Consider the following 18723-nt stretch of genomic DNA (forward strand, 5'->3'; position numbering starts at 1 on the left):
CCGGTCTTGGCTTCGGTGGGGTGCGTGTAGCCGTGGAACCTTTTCAAGTCACCGTGAACGTTGCCATCATCGCCATGTCCTCGTGTTCCAAGTTGTGGCAGTGCATCACGTATCGGCCGGGATAGTCGGTAAACCGGGCGATCACGGCCGTCTCCTCGGCGGGCTTCAAGTCGACCGTGTCCTTCCAGCCGCTGTCGTACGGGCCAGGCTTCTTTCCGTCGCGCGACAGCACCCGGAACTGCACCAGGTGAATATGCACAGAGTGGTGGAAGTCAGTGGTGAACCGCCAGATCTCGGTGCTTCCCAGCCGGGGGGTGGCCACCGGGTGCACCGGGTCGAATTCCTTGCCGTTGATTGTCCATGATCGCCGGCTGTGGTTCTGGAAGGCGAAGCTGCGGGTCCGCTCAGCCTGTCTGGTGACAACTTCCTCCGCTGTAGACAGCTGCGCGGGTATCGTGGTCGCGTCCGCTGCTCGGCGGGTGATCCGGAAGCGCATCACGCGGGCCGTGGTCCCCGATCCGAGCTGGTTGGTCAGTGTCACCTCCTGGCCCACCTGGTAGCGGGAGAAGTCCAGCACCACATCGAACCGCTCCGCCGGGGCGATCTCGATGGTGTCGTGGCGTACCGGCGCGCGCAGCAGCCCGCCATCCGAGCCAACCTGCGTGAACCCCTTCCCGCCGGGCGGCTGCGGGGACAGGCCGAGCTGGTACCGGCGCGCGTTGGACGCGTTGAGCAGGCGCAGCCGGTACCGCACTGCCTGCACCTCGCACACCGGCCAAGGCGCGCCGTTGACCAGGATGACGTCGCCGAAGACGCCACCCATGTACGGGTCCGGAGTGCCCGGGGTGGACAGCGCGGCCGGGTCAAGGGCCGGGTAGTACAGCGAGCCGTCCGCCGCGAACGAGCGGTCCGCGATCATCAGCGGGATGTCCCGATCGCCGCGTGGCAGTGGCAGCGCGTCGGCCTCGGCGTCCCCGATCAGGTGGAAGCCGGCCAGCCCGCGGTACACGGACTGGGCGGTGAAGCTCATCCGGTGGTCGTGATACCAGAGGGTCGCGGCCCGCTGAGTGATCGGGTAGTCGTAGGCGCGGGTACCCACGCTGGTCCGGGCGAGCGGGTCGTGCATGCCGGTGCTCTCCATGCCCGGCATCGCCTTCATCGGCACGGCGGCGCCGGGCTGCGGGTACACCAGGTCGGTGGGGAAGCCGTCGCTGCCCGGCGGGGTGTGCCCGCCATGCAGGTGCACCACCGTGGGTACCGGCAGGGTGTTGCGGTGGCGCACCACCGTGCGCACGCCGGACCGGGAGATGATGGTAGGCCCCGGGTAGCTGCCGTTGTACGTCCACAGCTCGGTGAGTACCCCGGGCACGATCTGCTGCCGGGCCACCCGCTGGGTAATCTCGAAGTAGTCCGCGTCCGGGAAGGCCGGGTTGCGGCTGGGAATCAGCACCGGCGGTATCGGCAGCGGCACCCGGAACGGCGGCGGCAGCGGGATCTGGCTGGCCACCACCTTTCCGGTCTGCACCTGCCCGAGCAGTACCGGCACAGCGAGCCCGAGCGTGGTGGTCGCGCCCACCCCGCCAGCGATTCTGAGCAAGCCGCGCCGGCTCAGGGCACCGCTCATGCCTTCACCCGCTGCGAGAGGCGGACGGCCGGCTGGTGGGTCCACACCCAGAACATCAGCCAGCCGGACAGGCCGATGAAGGCGACGCCGAGCGGGACATGGACACCCAGCGACCGGGTGAAGCCAAGGAAGATCTGCAACCCGGCGATCGGGCCCAGCGTCGCCAGCCCGGCGACAATCCGGCCTGGTACCTGGTACAGCCCCCAGGAGATGAAGGCGAGCGCCAGCACCGCCATGGACAGGCCGCCGACGTACGTGCCGTTCTGCCGGTGCAGGGCGAGCATCGCGAAGTCGCCGGACAGGAACCGCCCCGCAAGGACCGGCTGAAGGAAAGCGTCCAGCGCCTGCAGGGTGAGCACTGTCCGCAGTACCCGCCACACCCAGGTACCCGCCCGGGGACGGTGTGGCGGCTGCGGCGCGTCCAGCGTCGCCGGTTGGAGCACCGGTTGACGCTGCCCTGTCTCCCGCGGACCGGGATCGGGATCGGTGAAAGAGCTCATGCCGTCATGCTGGCCGCCCGGGGTACCTCCGGTCGTCGCCCTGCGGATGGCGTTTCCCGCTACCCCAGGCGGGGTAGCGGGACCGCCGGCGCTACCCCAGCTGCAGGACGCGGCCCGATCGGCCACGCCGTAGCGTGTCAACATGCAGAATGTGCGGCTGGGCGTGCCGCCCTCGGCCGCGCTGCGCCGGGCGCTGGTCGAGTCGGTGCTGGTCGCGGCGGTGGCGGTGGCCATCGGCGTGCGGATTTTCGTGTCCGCGCAAGCCGAAGACCGGCCGGCCGGGGTGGCTGCGTACCTGTTCGCGCTGCTGATCGCGGCGGTGTTGCCGGCGCGGTGCCGTGCCCCGCTCGGCGTGCTGCTCGCCTCGGTACTGCTGCTCATCGGATACCACGGACTGGGCAGCCCGGGTATCTCGCCGGTGATCCCGCTGGCCGTGCCGCTGTACGCGGCCGCTGTCGCCGGGCACCTGCGCTGGGCCGCGTCGGCGGCGGCGGCCGCGCTGATCGCCGCCGAACTGTTCCCGGTGCTCCAGGACCACCAGCCGATCAGCAGCTCCATCGCCGCGCTGCTGCCACAGGCGGCGTTGCTCGCGTCGCTGATCATGCTGGGCGAGACCGTACGCAGTCGGCGCGCGCTGGCCTACGAAGCGCAACGCACGGCCCGGCGCGCGGTGCTGGACCGCGAGCGGGAAGCCAACCACCGGGTCACCGAGGAGCGGCTGCGCATCGCCCGCGAGCTGCACGATGTCCTCGCGCACACCCTCGCCGGCGCGGCCATCCAGGTGTCGGTGGCCGCAGAGACGCTGACCGACGACCCGGCGACCAGCCGCGAAGCGCTGACGGCGGTACGCGCCGCGTACCGGGAAGCCCGGGCCGAACTGGCCGCCACGGTTGGCGTCCTGCGCGCGGACAGTGCGCGCGCCGGCCGCCGGGCGGCCGACCGCAGCCCGGTGCCGGGCCTAGCACAGCTGGACTCGCTGCTGGACACGGTGCGCCGCGCCGGGCTGCAGGTGGCGGTCGCCCGGCAGGGCGAGCCGCGGGACCTGCCACCGGCGATGGACATGACCGCCTACCGCATCGTGCAGGAGTCGCTGACCAACGTGGTACGGCACGCGGCGGCCCGGACAGTGGAGGTGGAACTCGCCTACCGGCCCACCGAGATCGTCTTGTCCATCGTGGACGACGGGCAGGGGCGCGCGCAGCCTTCCCGCCAGCGGACCGGCGGCGACGGCGGTTTCGGTATCCTCGGCATGCGCGAGCGGGCCACCTCGCTCGGCGGCCAGCTGACCGCAGGCGAGCGCCCGGAGGGCGGCTTCCAGGTGGTGGCCATCCTGCCCGCGGCGGGGAACGGAGCGGGCCGGTGACGATACGCGTGATGATCGTGGACGACCAGGCGGTGATCCGCGCCGGCCTGCGCGTGCTCATCGACCGGGACCCCGACCTCACCGTGGTGGGCGAGGCGGTGACCGGTGAGCAGGCGCTGGAGCTGGCCGCCTCGCTGCAGCCCGACATCGTGCTGATGGACATCCGGATGCCGGGCCTGGACGGTATCCAGGCCACCCGCCAACTGCGCGCCGAGCCCCGTACCAGCGGGATCAAGGTGATCGTGCTGACCACCTTCGACACCGATGAGTACGTCTTCGACGCGCTGCGCTGCGGCGCCAGCGGCTTCTTGCTCAAGGATGCCGACCCGGGCGAGCTGCGCCGAGCGGTCCACGTGGTGGCCGACGGAGACGCTCTGCTCACCCCGAACATCACTCGCCGGCTGATCGACCGGTACACGCGGCAGCCGGCAGAGCCGGAGTGGTCACCGGCCGCGATAGCCGGGCTCACCGAGCGGGAGACTGAGGTGCTGGGACTGGTCGGTCGCGGGCTGACCAACAAGGACATCGCCGCGCATTTGCGCCTGAGCCAGGCGACGGTGAAGACACACGTCAGCCGGGCCATGACCAAGCTGGGCGCGCATGACCGCGCCCAACTGGTTATCGTGGCCTACGAGTGCGAGCTGGTGCGCCGAGGCGAGCGGGACATCACCTGGTAGCCCGTGCGCACACCACAGCCGCGTTGAACCCGCCAGTTCCCCGCGCGGCCACCAGCGTCACCCGCAGGCCGGCGCCGGGCGGGGCGTGGTACCAGGTCTGCACAACGCCACCGAGGGATTCGGGATCGTCGCCCGGCTCGCCGCTGCCAGGGAGCGGCCCTCGTGGGGTCACCTGGCTGTGGTCGCCGTGGTCGGTGGTGGTCCCACGTTCGTCGGCACCCTGGTCGGCAGCGGTTCACCAACGACCTCGTCTCGATCGCGTTCCCATCCTGCCCGACCTGGACAGTCTCGCCGTATGCCGGACGCTACGCGACGAACCGGCGACGGCAGCGGTACCGATCCTGATGTTGTCCGCGCACGCGCTTTGTGGCGGACGTCGCTGCCGGCGCCGACGACTACCTGCTCAAGCCGTGTTCCACGGCGGAACTCCTCGCCCGGGCAGCCGACCTGGCCAACCGATCCGCAGCGGAGCATCAGTAGCCCAGTTAGACGATGACCGGACGGCCTACAGCACTCCGTCAGCCCAGCATATGAGGAGCGGCAGCGACAGGAACAGCCATGCCTCGCCCAGGATGACGAGGAGCGCGCGAGGTAGATGGGGTTGTGTACCCACCGGTACCGGCCGGTGGCGACAACGCTCCGGGGCGCGTCCCACGGGCCGGGAGTGCCGCGTCCCACCACCGCGAACACCCATACACACCACAGGTACAAGGCGGCGCCGAGTGCGATCACCGCGACGGCCGGCCACGCAGCGGGAACAGCCATGGCGTCGAAGCGCCTGAGGATCCACCAGGGCAGCCAGACCGCCCCGGCGCCCGGGTACCACGATGGTGAACAGAAAGTTGCGGACAAAGACGCTGAGCACGGAAGCCTCCTCACTCGCCTGACCGTCCCGATCAGGGGCGTGTTAGAGCCGACGTGCGGCTGGACGAAGCGCCCAGGAAAGCAGCGCCAACCCGGCGAACACGGCAGGGGCGATGAGGCTGGTGGCGGAGTGGTGCATAGCGACGTGGGATGCGGCTGCACCGATCATGTTGATCAGGATGCCGGCATAGGCCCATTCCTTCAGCCGTGGCAGCCGGGGTGCCAGCAGCACCGCCCCGGCGAGGATTTTCGCCGTTCCCAGGATGGTGGCCAGGTAGCTGGGATATCCCAAGTCGATCATGATCGGGTAAAACGGCGCCATGCGGAGCAGGTCCATGAAGCCGCCGCCGAGGCACTCGCTGACCACGACCGCGGTGATGACCCAGTAGGCGCTGGTCCGGCCAAGCCGCTGGGCAGTGGTGGTAGCTGCCGTGGTCATGACCGCCGCTCCCGTGGGAGGCCGGTCAGAGCGTCGTCAGACCGGTGAGGGGCCGCGCCTGGCGGCGGGGCGGGTAGGGCGCAGACCCGGCCCTGGCTGAACCCGGCGGCCTCGATGCCCAGGGCGAGGTTGAACCGCCCGCGCACGTTCTCCAGGGCCACGCGGTGGGTCAGTTCGACGATCTGGGCGTCGGTGAAGTGTTCGCGTAGCCGCTGGACCACGTCGGCGGGGACGTCGACCTGGGTGCGGCTCATGCCCTCGGCGTAGGTCAGGACGAGCTTGTCCACCTCGTCGAACAGCGGGCTGGTGTCGTAGTGCGGCAGGGCCAGCAGTTCCTCGTCGGTCACCCCCCAGCGGCGGACCACCTCAGGGCCCAGGTCGATGCAGTACGCGCACTGTGTCAGGGTCGCGGCCGTGCGCTCGGCGAGGGCCTGGTGGCGCCGATCGAGCCGGTGTGTGCCCGCGGTGGCCTGCTCCAGCTTGGCGTAGCCGCGCAGGACTCCGGGAAGGTGGGCATATGCCCGAAGCGGCTCGGCCAGCCGGTCCGGATGCGCCGGGCGTCCCGCGGGGCGTCCGAGCGCACGCTCGGTGAACCAGGACACCATCCGGGCCCGCACGCCGGTGGCGCGCCCGGGCGGCGGCGTCACTCGTGCCATCGGATCCTCCTATCGATACGGACCCGTACTCCTATAAGGGTACGGTAGCGTCTCGATGGAGGTGAGGGCAACATGGCCAGCAGTCCCCGACAACAACGCGCCAACCGGCCTGTGGTGACGCCCGCACGCCCATCGGCCGCCTCCACTGCCACCCGGCACTCCACGGCCGACCCGCCGGCCAAGGCCCGGGAGCCGATCTCGCGAGGGGATGGCGCACGCCAGCGGATGCTGCGGGCCGCTCTTGAGGTGCTCGACGAGGACGGCCTGCCCGGCTTCACCATGGAAGCGGTCGCCCGGCGGGCCGGGGCCAGCAAGGCCACCCTGTACCGGCGCTGGCCGACCGTGGGCGCGCTCCTGATCGACGCCATGGACGCCACGTTCCAACCCTTCCCGGTACCCGACACCGGCCGGGTGGACACCGATGTGGCGCAACTGCTCACCGCCTTCGTCACCCTGCTCGAGCACACGCCGTTCCCGCGCCTGCTCGCCGCATTCATCGACGCCGCCGAACGCGACCCCGCACTCGCAACCCTCCACGCCGACCTGACCCAACGCCGCCGCGAGCCCCTGCTCGTCGTCCTAGCCCGCGCCCGCGAGCGCGGCCAACTACCCCCTGACCTCGACCCCGAGATCGCCACCGACCTACTCACCGGCCCGTTCTTCTACCGCCGCTTCATCGCCCACCGCGCCATCCCCCCAGAGCTCGTCCACGACGTCATCGCGAACGTACTCACCACCCGAGCGCCAGAGGCCGCCAACGAACACACCACGGACCAGTCCACTGGCGCAGGCATGCCGGCCGGACAGACCCGCCGCGTTCATCGCCGGTCGTCTCGGTAACGAATCCCGGCCAACACCTCGACCCGGGAGCACCGGATCACGTGCGCTTGAACGCTGACGCGTTCACCCCTCGGATCTGCCGGTCCACTGCGCAGAGCGGCTCCGCATTCAGCACAAGGCCGCGACTTCTCGGGAACTGTCGATCGGTGATGTCGTGCACGTCCGCGACGGCAATGGCCACGACCCTGGCTGGCCTGGGACGGCGCCGCTGACGGCAGATCGACGAACCAGCCAACCGCCGTGACGACGCAGGTCTGGCCGAGCACATCGACCGCCACCTCAGCGACCTTCGCCGCCAGCTCCGCGGGCTACGCCACGACCGCGGCCGACCGGCACCCGCGGTAAGCCGATCCCACGGCTGGCCGACCCCGCCGGCTCAGCGGGATACACCGCAGCCCGTCCGCATCCCCACCTCCACCACGTCGTGGCCGCGGCCGCTCGTCGGGTCCGGCCTTGCCCGTCCCGAGCCCAACTCCCACGAAAAGGAACACGCGCACGACCAGTCCCACCGTCTCAGGACCGTTGACGTCCTCGTCCCGACTATCGCCGAGCCAGGTTCCCGAGCGACATACGGCGCGTGGTCGCCCGCCTGCACGTCGGCCCGCCCGCGCTCACCCTGCTGGGCCTGACCGCCGGCACCCGCGACCGGATCCGCACCGCGGTCCACAACGCCGGCCTGCCTGGCCGGCCGAGGACGTCATGCTCGACCTGCAAGCGGCTGAACGTACTGCAGGGCAGTGCGGCCCGGCGGTTGGACGAGCGGCACGGGTTCACACTCGAGTCCGAAGACCCGGTCGACGTGTTCACGACGAGGTTCGCGACTTGAGCTGGCGAAAAGTCCCGCAAACACCCTTTCGTGATATACATCCGATATGTCTCCGCGCGAGCCGCCCGGCATATCGCGTGTGGGATCATTCCGCGAATGTCAGCCAGTCGTGCGCTCGCCGCGTTGCCGAAGGCTCATGTGCATGTCCACCTTGACGGGGCAATGCGTCGCTCGACGTTGCTGGAGCTGGCCGACCGGGCCGGGGTCGTCGCCACCTTGCCGACCGGATACGGATCCTTCGCGGCGTTCACCGACACCATCACCGCCGCGGCCGCGTGTCTGCGGACGGCCGGGGACGCTCAGCGGCTGGTCCACGAGGTGGTCGAGGACGCGGCACTGGCCGGGGCGGTGTGGGTGGAGCCGTCGATGTGGCCGGGCCTGTTCCGTGGCCGGCTCGGCTCGGATGCCGAGGTGCTCGATGTGGTGCTCGACGCGGGACGGGCCGCTCAGGAGCGTTATGGCGTGGGGTTCGGGCTCGTCGTGGCGGCGAACCGGGACCGGCCGCCGGATGAGGCCGTCGCGCTGGCCCGCCTCGCGGTCCGCCGCCGCCGCGACGGTGTCGTCGGGTTCGGGCTGGACGGTGACGAGACCGCGGCACCGGGTCCCCTGTTTGCGGAGGCGTTCACCGTCGCCCGTGACGGTGGTCTTCTCGCCGTCCCGCATGCCGGCGAGCTGACCGGTGCACCGTCGGTCCGCGACGCGATCGACGTGCTTGGCGCCGACCGGGTCATGCACGGCGTGGCGGCCATCACCGACCCGGCAGTGCTCGACCGGTTGACGACGGGTGACATCGCGCTCGACGTGTGCCCGACCAGCAACGTGATGCTCTCCGTCGTCCCCTCGCTCGACCGGCATCCGCTTCCGGCGCTGCTCGCCCGGGGCGTGCCCTGCAGCATCAACGCCGACGATCCGCTGCTGTTCGACACGGACCTGTTCACCGAATACACCCGGGCCCGGGACCAGCTCGGCCTCAACGACGTGCAACTGGCCGCATGCGCGGCAACGTCACTTCGTCACAGCGGGGCACCCCGCCATCTGATCGACTCGGCACTGACCGGCATCGACGCATGGCTTCAGCACAGCCCGGCCTGACAGCGGACGGTGCCGGTGCCGGTGCCGGTGATGACGGTTCCGGGCCGCTGCGCTCGTCCTCGTTCCGTTGGTACTTCGCCGGGCGCTCGATCTCGTTGGCCGGCAGCGCCATGTCACCGGTCGCGCTGGCGTTCGGCGTGCTCGCACTGACCGGCAGCGCCGTGTGGGTGTCCGCGGTCACCAGCACCGCGATGGTGGCGACGGTGGCCACCATGCTGTTCGGCGGTGGCATCGCCGACCGCTACCGCCGCTCCACCGTGCTCTGCCTGGCCAGCCTCGGTGCCGGTCTCACGCAGTCCGGGGTCGCGATCCTCCTGATCACCCATCAGCACCCGGCGCTCCTGCTGCCGTTCGCGGTCGGCAACGGCATGTTCCAGGGGATCACGACGCCCGTGCTGCGGGGCATCGTGTCCAACCTGGCCACCGGGCGCGGCCTGCAGCAGGCCAGTTCGCTGCTGGCCACGGCCGGCAACCTCGCCCGGATTCTCGGCCCGACCAGCGCCGGTCTGCTGACGGCGTCCGCCGGCGGCGGCTGGGCGATCGCCGCGGACGCTGCCTCGTTCCTGCTGGCCGCCGCATGTTTCGCGCGGATTGCGATGCCCGATCCCCCGAAGCGGGTCGGCGGCGGCCCGACGATGCTCAGCGACCTACGGGAGGGCTGGACATACTTCGCGTCGCAGCCGTGGATCTGGTCGGTGACGCTGGCGTTCGCGATCTTCAACGCCACCAACCGGGGGATCTGGCTGGTCCTTGGGCCGGTCATCGCCTTCGACACGATCGGCGTCACGGGCTGGGGTCTGGTGCTGAGCGCTCAGGGGATCGGTGCACTGCTTGCCAGCGTGGTGCTGGTTAAGGTGCCGTTGCTGCAACGGCCGATGCGGCCGGCGCTGGCCGCGATGGCGCTGGCGGCCCTGCCGCTCATCCTGCTGGGGGCCGGTGCGGACGCGATATGGCTGGCCGGGGCGGCATTCCTGGCCGGGGCGGCCACCGAGTTGTTCACCGTCACCTGGGAAACCGTCAACTACACCCACATCTCCGAACGGCTGCTCTCACGCGTCGGCGCCCACGACGAATTCTGGTCGTTCGTGTCCTTCCCACTCGGCCAGATGTCCGCGCCGGCGCTCGCCGCCGCGTTCGGCACGGCGACGGTCGCACTGTCCGGCGGCACGGTGGCAGCGCTAGCGATGCTGTGTGTGTCGCTGCTCCCGGTGTTCCGGCGGATCGAGATCCACCACGGCAACCGGTGACCGTGTTCCGCGAACCGCTGCGGTCACAGGGTCCAGCGGGCCCGGAAGCCTAGGAGGCGTTCGATCGCGGTGGTGTCGACGGAGGTGCGGTGGCCGCAGATTTCGGAGCGGATCTCGGTAGACGGATAGTGTTGCCGGATGATGTCCATTGTGGACTGGCAAGACCGGGTGAGCGGGGCGGCCAGCAGGAGGGGGTGGACGCCGGTCAGTGGGAGGGTCAGCGCTAGCCGGACCGCCTCGGCGGCGGCGTCGACGTGGAGGCACGACCAGGAGTCGGGGGCCATCCGCGCCGGGCCCTGCGGGTGGCCTCGGCGGTTTCGGCCAGGCACGCCGACCACGAACCACAACCCCCACACCAGTGGGAACAGTGGCTCGCCGCGATCGGGAAAGCGATGACCAGACAACTTGTCATCTCGCCCCCGCCAGGCCGGCAGGACGAACGCCGCCGCCTCGTGCACACCTCATGCCTCCGCCGGCAAACAACTGGCGAAGATTAAGGACCAGCCTGCCGACGCAACGCCAGCACGCCCAAGCGACCTGCTTGAGCCGGATGCGGTGAACAGCCGCAAGTCCGGTTCTGAGGGGCGGGAGCGCAGCAATGCGCTCCCGCTACCCGACCACCAGCAGCGTGAGGGCGAGCACCCCGCAGCCGGCGGACGAGCTGTCTTCGACCATCCTGTCACCGCTCCCACCATCGTTATCCCGTCGTCGACCGGCGCGGACGGGGATGAGTCGGTCACTGCGGCTCGGCACCCGCGCGACTTGATGGACGCACACGATGCTACGCGAACCAGCTACATCACTCGGTTTCACAGGCACGGTTTCCGAGCAGCGTTCGACCAGCGCGGTGTGGTTTTGGCGGCGTCCGACCTTCTGATCCGGCCGGAGCCGGCCTATGTGGCGCTGAGCCAGACGAGACTGGCAACACCGGCCACGACGCAATAGATCGCGAAGGGGGTCAGCGTCCGGGTCTCGAAGTAGCGGGTCAGGAATCGCACGGAGAAGTAGGCCGCGACGCCGGAGGCAAGGCTGCCGGCGAGGACCTGGCCGCGGATGCCGGCGCCGAGGGGGCCGAACAGGTCCGGGATCTTGAGGACGCCGGCGGCGAGGATGACGGGTGTGGCGAGCAGGAAGGAGAATCTGGCGGCGTCCTGGTGCGACAGGCCCTTGAGCAGGCCGGCGCCCAGGGTGACGCCGGAGCGGCTGATGCCGGGCAGCAACGCGAGCACCTGCGCCGATCCGACAAGAGTCGCGCCGCGGAAGGTGCCGGCGGCGATGCGCCGGTCGGAGTCGGCGGCGTCCACGGGGTCGGGAGTGCCGCTCGCCGCTCGGCGGCGGAGGCGTTCGGCGCCATAGAGCAGCACGCCGTTGACGGTGAGGAAGATGGCGGCGGGGATGGGCCGGCCGAGCACGGTGCGGAAGGTGTGCTCCAACAGCAGGCCGGTGACGCCGACCGGGATCGTAGCGAGCACGATCATCCACGCCAGCCGCTCATCGGGCGTGTCGATCCGCCGGTGCCGCACCGAGGTCACGAAACCGGTGATGATGCGTACCCAGTCGCGCCAGAAGAACAGCAGCAGAGCAAACGCGGTGGCAACGTGCAGCCCGACAACGAAGGCGAGGTACGGCGACTCCGGCGTGGACACGTCCAGGTCGCGGGCCCAGCGGCCGCCGAGCAGCGCCGGCAGCAGCACGCTGTGCCCGAGGCTCGAGACCGGGAACAGCTCGGTGACACCCTGCAGGAGGCCGACGACGATCGCCTCGGGATAGGTCAGGTGGTTCACGTCGGGCATCCTGTCGGGCTGATGCTGAGAGAATCATGAACGGGCGCGGCGGGCGCGGGCCCGGGCGCGGAGCAGTTCGACCGCGATCGGCACGACGGACAGCGCGACGATGCCGATGAGGATGAACTCGATGTTGGACCTCACGAACGCGATCTGCCCGAGGAAGTAGCCGAGCAGGGTCACGCCGGTACCCCACAATGCACCGCCGATGACGTTGTACAGGCTGAAGGTGCGGTAGCGCATGCGTGAGGCGCCGGCGACGATCGGGGTGAACGTGCGCACGATCGGCACGAAGCGGGCCAGCACGATGGAGCGCGCGCCGTAGCGGTCGAAGAACTCCTGGGCCCGGGCGAGGTTCTCCTGTTTGAACAGCCGGGAGTTCGGGCGGCGGAAGAGCGCCGGACCGACCCGCCGGCCGAAGACGTAGCCGACCTGGTCGCCGGCGACCGCGGCGACCACGATGAGCAGGATCACCAGCCAGAGCGGCAGGTGCAGGTACCGGCCGCCGGCGACGAGCAGTCCGGTGGTGAACAGCAGCGAGTCGCCGGGCAGGAAGAAGCCGATCAGCAGGCCCGACTCGGCGAACACGATCGCGAGGATGCCGAGCATCCCGAAGGTGGAGATGAGCCATTCGGGATCCAGGAACTTCACGGATGCTCCTCGTCTCAAAGGGGGTGTCGGCGCAGTGCGGCGGAAGCCGGTCACGTTAGGCCGCCGAGGCTGAGAATCCGGCAAAACGTGGCCTGTCCCACCATCGCGCGACGGCACCCAACCATACTCCTACATATTGTAGGAGTATGGTGATGTCGGCGCCCGGCGCCCGGCGCCCGGCGCCCGTGCGAGGACGAGCTCGGCGTCCGTGTTGGGGCGCTGGTGCGGCGCCGCGTGGGTTGGGAGCGCCTGATGCGACTGCTGCTCGTCGACGACGAGGCGGGCCTCGCCGAGATGATCCGCGACGGCCTGGCCGTCGAGGGGTTCACCACGGACCTTGTGTACAACGGGGTGGACGGGTTGTGGGCGGCCACCGAGGAGCCGCACGGCGCCTACGACGCGGTCATGCTCGACATCATGCTGCCCGGCATGAGCGGCTACGAAGTCTGCCGTCGCATGCGTCAGCGCGAGGTTTGGACGCCGGTGCTCATGCTCACCGCGAAGGACGGCGACTACGACGAGGCCGACGCCCTCGACCTCGGCGCCGACGACTACCTGACGAAGCCGTTCTCGTTCGTCGTCCTGGTCGCTCGTCTGCGGGCGCTGATCCGCCGGGGGGCTCCGGAGCGGCCGGTGGTGCTGGCCGCCGGCGATCTGCTTCTCGATCCGGTGCAGCGGCGGGTGACCCGCGGCGAGGACGAGATTCCGGTCACACCGCGGGAGTTCGCGCTGCTGGAGTTGTTGATGCGCCGGGCCGGCGACGTGATGGCCAAGACCGCGATCGTCGAAAGCGTGTGGGACGCCAACTTCGACGGCGACGCGAACATCGTCGAGGTGTATGTGGGCTATCTGCGCAAGAAGATCGACCATCCGTACGGCCGCTCGGCGATCCGGACGGTCCGTGGCGTTGGCTACCGGCTGGACCCGGACGGTGGGTGACCGCCGGGCCATCCCCGCCGCCACCGCGGGGTCTCCTCGCCCTCCTCACGGCACTCGTCGCGGTCCGGTTTTCGCCGCTGGTCCGGTTGGATGTGGACGTCAGCGACGCGGCGCGCCGTTTCACGCTTGCGCACCCGGCCTGGCGCGCGACGATGTCGGCGGTCACGCATTCCGGCGACAGCGCGGTCGTGCGGGGGCTGACGCTGCTCGCCTTGCTGGTGTTGCTGGTGCGCCGCGACCGTACCGCCGCGGGCTTTCTCGTCGCGACGGCGGCGACCTCGACAGTTGTGCGCCTCGCGTTGTTGGGGCTCGTGCATCGGCCCAGGCCCGCGGATCGGCTGACCACCGCGAGCGGGTACTCCTACCCGTCCGGTCACACCACATCGTCGGCCGTCGCGGCCGGCGTCGTGATCGTGCTCGGTTGGGCGTTGCTGCCGAACCGCTGGTCGCGTGCGGCGCTCGTCGCGGTCGCCGGCGGATGGGCCGTGCTGGTCGGTGTCAGCCGGGTAGCGCTCGCCGCGCACTGGCCGACCGATGTCATCGGCGGATGGCTGCTCGCCGCCACGGTGACCATCATCGCCGCGTCGGTGCTGCGGCTGCCCCGGCGGCCGGATGCCGCCGTGCCGGGCGAGCGGCGCCTGGCGGACTGACCCCGGCCCGTCGCGACGGCCAGGCAGCCGGCTGCCGATCATTCGCCGCGCACCAGCGTCAGGTCCGGCCGCCGGGTGGCGAGCACCAGCGCAATCACGGCCGCCGCCACGGCAGCCAGGATCGCCGCCAGGACGCCCCCGAGGTAGCCCCACGGCAGGGCGAGCCGATCCGGTGGCGGGTCGAACACGCCGCTGAGAATGGTGACGAGGACCTCCGCCAGGCCGACACCGGCCGCGGCGCCAAGCACCAGGGCGGGTCCGGTGACGACGCACGCCTCCGCCGCGACGAACCCGGCCAGATGGCGGGGCCGGGCGCGCAGGATGCCGAGAATGGTGAAGGTGCGGCGACGTTCGGCCAGGTCGGCCGCGAGGACCAGGCCAGCGGCGGCCACGGCCAGGGCGAGGGCGAAGCCGAGCTCGATGCGGGTGAGCCCGGCGAGGTCGACGCCGGTGAGGCTGGACCCGACGGTGGCGCGGGTCGCGGTGATGTCAGTGATGGCCGGTCCCGCGCCGAGGCGTTGGCGCAGCGCCGCGGCGACGGCGGCGGGGTCGGTGCCGCCGGTGTCGATGAGGTGGGTGGCCGGTCCGGGGCCGGCGTGGGCGGTGACGTAGTCGGCGTTGGCCACGAGGAAGCTGTCGGTCGGGGCGGTCGGGAACTCGTTGACGACGCCGAGGAACCGGAAGTCGACCGGGGACGCGGTGCCGGTGCGGGTGTCGGTGATGCGCAAAGTGAGCCGGTCGCCCGGCTGGAGCTGGAAGTCGGTGACGGTCTCGGCGGAGACGAGGATGCCGTCGGGCTGCTGCTGGAGGCGGTGCATCAGCTGGGCGGCGGTGCCGCCGGTGAACCAGGCGTCGGCGAGGTGCGCCCCGGCGGTGACGGTGCCGGGTTGCACAGCGTAGAGGTCCTGCAGGTCGGCGCCGACGTAGGCGAAGCGGTGCTGGACGGTCTCGACGTGCCGGACGCCGGCGGTCGCCCGGATCGGTTCGGTGAGGCTCGCGTCGGCGGTGCCGGGCGGCGCGATGACGGTGACGTCGCCGCCGTTGGTGAGACGGGCGTCGACCTCGGCCTGCTGGCGGTAGGTGGCGGTGAACCCGGCGGTCGACACCGCGAAGGCAACCGTGCAGGCGATGAGCGTCGCGGCGGCGGCGATCGGCTGGCGGCGGCGGTGCAGGGTGGCCGCGACGGTGCTGGCGAGCGGCCCGGCCAGGGGCCGCAACACGGTGGCGAGGAGGCGGCGGCCGTACTGCAGGGCGGTGGCCACGATTCGCCAGACCAGCAGCGCGCCGCCGAGCCACAGCAGCGCCGGACCGGCGAACGCCCAGTAGTCCACTGCAATGCGCGGTGCTCCTTCCGGCGCCACCACGAGCTGGTAACCGTGCGCGGTGGTCACGCGCAGGAGCAGCAGTGCGCCGGCGAGGGCGACGACGTCGAGGGCAAGCCGCAGCGCAAGGGGCATCCTGGTGGGCGGCAGTTCACCGGTCCGGGTGGAGGTGGCCACGCCGCCGGTGCGCAGCGACCGCCACGCGGGCAACAGTACCGCCGCGGCGGCGACGGTCAGGCCGGCCGTCGCGGCGGCGGCGAACCAGGCCGGGCCGCCGGCGTTGCCGAACATGACGGTGCTGAGCAATGCGGCGACCCCGACGCCGGCGGCAGCGCCGGCGACGCCGGTGATCGCGGCTTCGATGGCCGCGATCGTCAGCACGTGGCGGGCGGTGGCGCCGCGGGTGCGCAGCAGCGCCTGCTCACGGCGGCGGCGCGGTGCGGCGACCGAGACGATGGTGGTGGTGAGCAGGCCGGCGAGGACGGCGCCGGGGGTGGCGAGGAACAGGAAGAGGGCGGTGGCGTAGGCGGCGTCGGAGCGGGCGGCGTCCAGGGCGGCGCCGAGGTTGTCGGTGGTCCGGCCGGCCCCGGCGAGGGCCGCGTCGAGGTGATGGGCGGCGCTGGTGCTGGCGGTGTACGCCGCGTCGGGCGCCGTCGGCAGCTGCCGGGTGGTCCGGACGTGCAGCTGGGTGCTGAACAGGTCGGGCCGGGCGCTCTGCAGCGGGCCGAGAAGGTCGGTGAACACGGTGTCGGGCAGCAGCAGGACGTTGTCGGGCGGTGCGGTGGCACCGGACTGGTCGGTGGCGAACATGGTGTCGGCGTGCGGCAGGTCGACGATGCCGGCGACGGTGACCTGGGCGGCGGCCAGTCCGGGGCGTTCGATGGACAGCACGGTGCCCGGGACGGCCCGGAGGTTGGCGGCGGTCTGCTGCGCCAGCAGCACGCCGTCGGCGGCGCCGCCGAGGGTGCGGATCTGGCCGGGGAAGGTGGTCCGATAGCCGGCCGGGAGGCCGAGCACGACGGCGGCGCCGGTGGTGCTGACCGTGCCCGCCTGGCTGGTGGACAGCGACGGCAGGTGGGCGTAGCGGACCGGCAGGGCGGTGGCGACGCCGGGTTCGGTGCCGGCCGTGGCGAGGGCGGCGGCCGGATCGGTGCCGGCGGCGAGCGCGACCTGCCAGTCGACCTCGACCGGTGCGACGGCGCGGCGGGTCATCGAGGTGCGGGCGGCGCCCAGGAAGGCGCCGACCGTGGCGAGCAGCGCGACGGCCGTGGCGATTCCGACGGCGGTGGTGGCAAGGCGGCCGGCTCGGCGGCGCAGCAGCCCGGCGATCCAGGTCAGCATAGCGGCTCCGTAGGGTTGCCGAGAGCACCGTCGGCCATGTGCCAGCGCTGCTCGAGCCGGTCGGCGACGGCAGTGTCGTGGGTGGCCAGCACCAGCGCGGCACCGGCGCGCTCGGCGGCGGCGAGGAGGGCGTCGACGAGACGAGCGGCGCCCTCGGTGTCCAGGGCGGCGGTCGGTTCGTCGGCGACGATGAGTTCCGGGCCAGCCGCGACAGCTCGTGCGACGGCGACCCGCTGGGCCTGGCCGCCGGACAGCTCGTGCGGCAGCCGGTCGATGAGGTCCGCGAGGCCGAGGCGGCCCAGCGTGTCGCCGGCGGCGAGCCGGGCGGACTCGGCCGGACGACCGGCCAGCAGCAGCGGCAGGGCCACGTTCTCGCCGACGTCGAGGGTCGCCAGCAGCGCCGGGCGTTGCAACACGATCCCGACCCGGCCCGGATGATGCCGGGGGTGGCCGTTGAGCCGCGGCCAGCCGACCGTGCCGCCGGTCGGTTCGTCGATGCCGGCGATGAGGTGCAGCAGGGTCGACTTGCCCGAGCCGGACGGTCCGGTGACGGCGATCCGTGCGTCCGCCGGGATCACGCAGCTCACGTCATGCACCGCCCTGGTGCGGCCGAACGTGCGGTTCAGATGCTCGCCGTTGAAGACGTCCCGGCGGTCCGACATGCTAAGCCTCCGCGGGGTCCGTGAGGTGTCCGTCGCGCAGGCGCAGCACGCGGTGCGCGGCGCGGGCGACGGCCCGGCTGTGGCTGGCCACGAGCACGGCGGTGCCGGTCGCGGCGTGGGCGGCGAGCAGGCTGAGGATGGCCCGCTCGGTGACCTCGTCCAGTTCACCGGTCGGCTCGTCGGCGATGAGCAGCGGCGGGTCGTTGGCGAGCGCGACGGCGAGCGCGGCCCTGGCCGCCTGGCCGCCGGACAGCTCGCCGGGCGCAGCGTCGGCGTGCCCGGCGAGGCCGACGGCAGCGAGCCGGTCGATCACGTCGTCGCCGGCGCGGGGCAACCGCGCCAGACGGCGGGTGAAGCGGATGTTCTGCGCAACGGTGAGGTGTTCCAGCAGGTTCCCGGCCTGGTAGAGCATGCCGACGTAGCGGGCCCGCAGCAACGCCCGGGCGGCCTCCGGCCGGCGGGTGATCCGCCGCCCGGCGACCCAGACGTTGCCGCCGTCCGGCTCGTCGAGGCCCGCGAGACAGGCCAGCAGGGTCGACTTGCCGGACCCGGACGGGCCGGTCAAGGCCAGCCATTCACCGGCGGCGAGCTCGAGCGACACCCCACGTAGGGCGAGCACCTCCTCGTCGCCGCTGTGGAAGAACCGGTACAACCGTTCGGCCCGGATCGGCGGCGCAGTCACGGCAGCCATCGGACGGAGTCGGTCACGGTCCGCCACGGGTCGACGTTGTCGGCGCCGTGCGGGCCCGCGAGCGTCACCGTGAGCAGCCCGGACGGCGCGTGCCAGTACTCGTAGCGTTCGACGTCGTCGTTGACGACCTTGCCGGTGACCGGGTCGGGTGGCGCGTCGGCGCGGTAGGTGACGAGCAGCACCGGGCCGGCCGGGCGCTGGACGACCGAGGCGGTGCCGGCCGTGAATCCGCCGGTCTTGCCGGCCAGCGTTGTCAGTTCCGCCTGACCGGCGGGCACGTCGGGGGCGGTGGCGGCGGTACCGAGGGCAACGGTGATCGTATTGAGCTTGTCCGTGAAGGTCACGGTGCCCCCGGACTCGGCGCGAGCCCAGCCCTCAGGCACCTTCAGCGCGTACTGGTTGCCAGCCGGCCGGTACTCGACGAACGCCTGGTTGTCTGGAATGTCGCCGGCGCCGCCCGCATCCGGTGCGCTATTGCTGCCGCACCCGGCCAGCGCCAGCACCGCGGCCGCGGTGAGGGCCGCGACCATGCTGATGTTTCGCATGGCTCGGGAC

19 protein-coding genes are annotated in these 18723 nt (G+C 71.5%); 8 read left to right on the forward strand and 11 right to left on the reverse strand.

Translation table 11 applies throughout. The features are described from left to right. Nucleotides 1-43: 43 nt before the first annotated feature. Together ACPPVO_RS35240 and ACPPVO_RS35245 are read right to left on the reverse strand one after the other, a co-directional pair. Complete coding sequence (locus ACPPVO_RS35240; RefSeq protein ID WP_426502869.1) at nt 44-1576, reverse strand: multicopper oxidase family protein; 1533 nt, start codon at nt 1574-1576, stop codon at nt 44-46. A 44-nt stretch (nt 1577-1620) separates the two neighbouring features. Then, complete coding sequence (locus tag ACPPVO_RS35245) at nt 1621-2067, reverse strand: hypothetical protein (RefSeq protein ID WP_426502870.1); 447 nt, start codon at nt 2065-2067, stop codon at nt 1621-1623. Between the two features lie 199 nt (nt 2068-2266). Here ACPPVO_RS35245 and ACPPVO_RS35250 point away from each other — a divergent pair, with 199 nt between their 5' ends. Together ACPPVO_RS35250 and ACPPVO_RS35255 are read left to right on the forward strand one after the other, a co-directional pair. Continuing rightward, on the forward strand, nt 2267-3487 hold the full coding sequence (locus ACPPVO_RS35250) for a sensor histidine kinase (RefSeq protein WP_426502871.1): 1221 nt from the start codon (nt 2267-2269) through the stop codon (nt 3485-3487). Between the two features lie 11 nt (nt 3488-3498). Then, the gene (locus ACPPVO_RS35255) at nt 3499-4164 is read left to right on the forward strand and encodes a response regulator (RefSeq protein ID WP_426514751.1); all 666 of its coding nucleotides are present in this window, start codon (nt 3499-3501) and stop codon (nt 4162-4164) included. Between the two features lie 907 nt (nt 4165-5071). On the opposite strand, the gene ACPPVO_RS35260 is transcribed toward ACPPVO_RS35255, so the two are convergent. Beyond that, nucleotides 5072-5467, reverse strand: a complete 396-nt coding sequence (locus tag ACPPVO_RS35260) for a DoxX family protein (protein WP_426502872.1) — start codon at nt 5465-5467, stop codon at nt 5072-5074. After that, nucleotides 5464-6123 carry a carboxymuconolactone decarboxylase family protein gene (locus tag ACPPVO_RS35265; RefSeq protein WP_426502873.1) on the reverse strand — a complete coding sequence of 220 codons (660 nt, stop codon included), beginning with the start codon at nt 6121-6123 and terminating at the stop codon, nt 5464-5466. Before ACPPVO_RS35265 ends, ACPPVO_RS35260 begins: the two co-directional genes overlap by 4 nt. Nucleotides 6124-6195: 72 nt before the next feature. Between ACPPVO_RS35265 and ACPPVO_RS35270 the strand changes: the two genes are divergently transcribed. From ACPPVO_RS35270 to ACPPVO_RS35285, 4 genes are all read left to right on the forward strand, one after another. Continuing rightward, nucleotides 6196-6963, forward strand: coding sequence for a TetR/AcrR family transcriptional regulator (locus tag ACPPVO_RS35270; protein WP_426502874.1), 768 nt, complete (start codon nt 6196-6198; stop codon nt 6961-6963). A 577-nt stretch (nt 6964-7540) separates the two neighbouring features. Continuing rightward, nucleotides 7541-7789, forward strand: a complete 249-nt coding sequence (locus ACPPVO_RS35275; protein WP_426502875.1) for a hypothetical protein — start codon at nt 7541-7543, stop codon at nt 7787-7789. 162 nt (nt 7790-7951) lie between these two features. Beyond that, nucleotides 7952-8881 (forward strand): adenosine deaminase, encoded by a 930-nt coding sequence (gene add / locus ACPPVO_RS35280; RefSeq protein WP_426502876.1) that lies wholly within the window; start codon nt 7952-7954, stop codon nt 8879-8881. Then, nucleotides 8857-10128, forward strand: coding sequence for an MFS transporter (locus ACPPVO_RS35285; RefSeq protein WP_426502877.1), 1272 nt, complete (start codon nt 8857-8859; stop codon nt 10126-10128). Before add ends, ACPPVO_RS35285 begins: the two co-directional genes overlap by 25 nt. Before the next feature lie 23 nt (nt 10129-10151). Here the strand turns inward: ACPPVO_RS35285 and ACPPVO_RS35290 are convergent, their stop codons facing one another. From ACPPVO_RS35290 to ACPPVO_RS35300, 3 genes are all read right to left on the reverse strand, one after another. Next, the gene (locus tag ACPPVO_RS35290; protein ID WP_426502878.1) at nt 10152-10457 is read right to left on the reverse strand and encodes a hypothetical protein; all 306 of its coding nucleotides are present in this window, start codon (nt 10455-10457) and stop codon (nt 10152-10154) included. Nucleotides 10458-11021: 564 nt separating this feature from the next. After that, nucleotides 11022-11912, reverse strand: a complete 891-nt coding sequence (locus ACPPVO_RS35295; RefSeq protein WP_426502879.1) for an undecaprenyl-diphosphate phosphatase — start codon at nt 11910-11912, stop codon at nt 11022-11024. 33 nt (nt 11913-11945) lie between these two features. Continuing rightward, the gene (locus ACPPVO_RS35300) at nt 11946-12521 is read right to left on the reverse strand and encodes a DedA family protein (protein WP_426514752.1); all 576 of its coding nucleotides are present in this window, start codon (nt 12519-12521) and stop codon (nt 11946-11948) included. 294 nt (nt 12522-12815) lie between these two features. On the opposite strand from ACPPVO_RS35300, the gene ACPPVO_RS35305 reads away from it, so the two are divergent. Next, the gene (locus tag ACPPVO_RS35305) at nt 12816-13502 is read left to right on the forward strand and encodes a response regulator transcription factor (RefSeq protein WP_426502881.1); all 687 of its coding nucleotides are present in this window, start codon (nt 12816-12818) and stop codon (nt 13500-13502) included. Next, a complete protein-coding gene (locus ACPPVO_RS35310; protein WP_426502882.1) occupies nt 13499-14152 on the forward strand; it encodes a phosphatase PAP2 family protein in 654 nt (217 codons plus the stop codon). Before ACPPVO_RS35305 ends, ACPPVO_RS35310 begins: the two co-directional genes overlap by 4 nt. Nucleotides 14153-14190: 38 nt before the next feature. Here ACPPVO_RS35310 and ACPPVO_RS35315 read toward each other — a convergent pair whose 3' ends face one another. Genes ACPPVO_RS35315 through ACPPVO_RS35330 form a run of 4 tightly spaced genes read right to left on the reverse strand, consistent with a single transcriptional unit; the run spans nt 14191 to nt 18713 of the window. Further along, a complete protein-coding gene (locus tag ACPPVO_RS35315) occupies nt 14191-16815 on the reverse strand; it encodes an FtsX-like permease family protein (protein WP_426502883.1) in 2625 nt (874 codons plus the stop codon). Then, nucleotides 16809-17477, reverse strand: a complete 669-nt coding sequence (locus tag ACPPVO_RS35320) for an ABC transporter ATP-binding protein (protein ID WP_426502885.1) — start codon at nt 17475-17477, stop codon at nt 16809-16811. Before ACPPVO_RS35320 ends, ACPPVO_RS35315 begins: the two co-directional genes overlap by 7 nt. 1 nt (nt 17478) lies before the next feature. Next, nucleotides 17479-18159 carry an ABC transporter ATP-binding protein gene (locus ACPPVO_RS35325; protein ID WP_426502886.1) on the reverse strand — a complete coding sequence of 227 codons (681 nt, stop codon included), beginning with the start codon at nt 18157-18159 and terminating at the stop codon, nt 17479-17481. Continuing rightward, entirely contained in the window at nt 18156-18713 is a 558-nt protein-coding gene (locus tag ACPPVO_RS35330) for a hypothetical protein (protein WP_426502888.1), read from the reverse strand. Before ACPPVO_RS35330 ends, ACPPVO_RS35325 begins: the two co-directional genes overlap by 4 nt. Nucleotides 18714-18723 lie beyond the last annotated feature (10 nt).

It is taken from the genome of Dactylosporangium sp. McL0621 (genome assembly GCF_049995355.1).
GTDB lineage: Bacteria > Actinomycetota > Actinomycetes > Mycobacteriales > Micromonosporaceae > Dactylosporangium.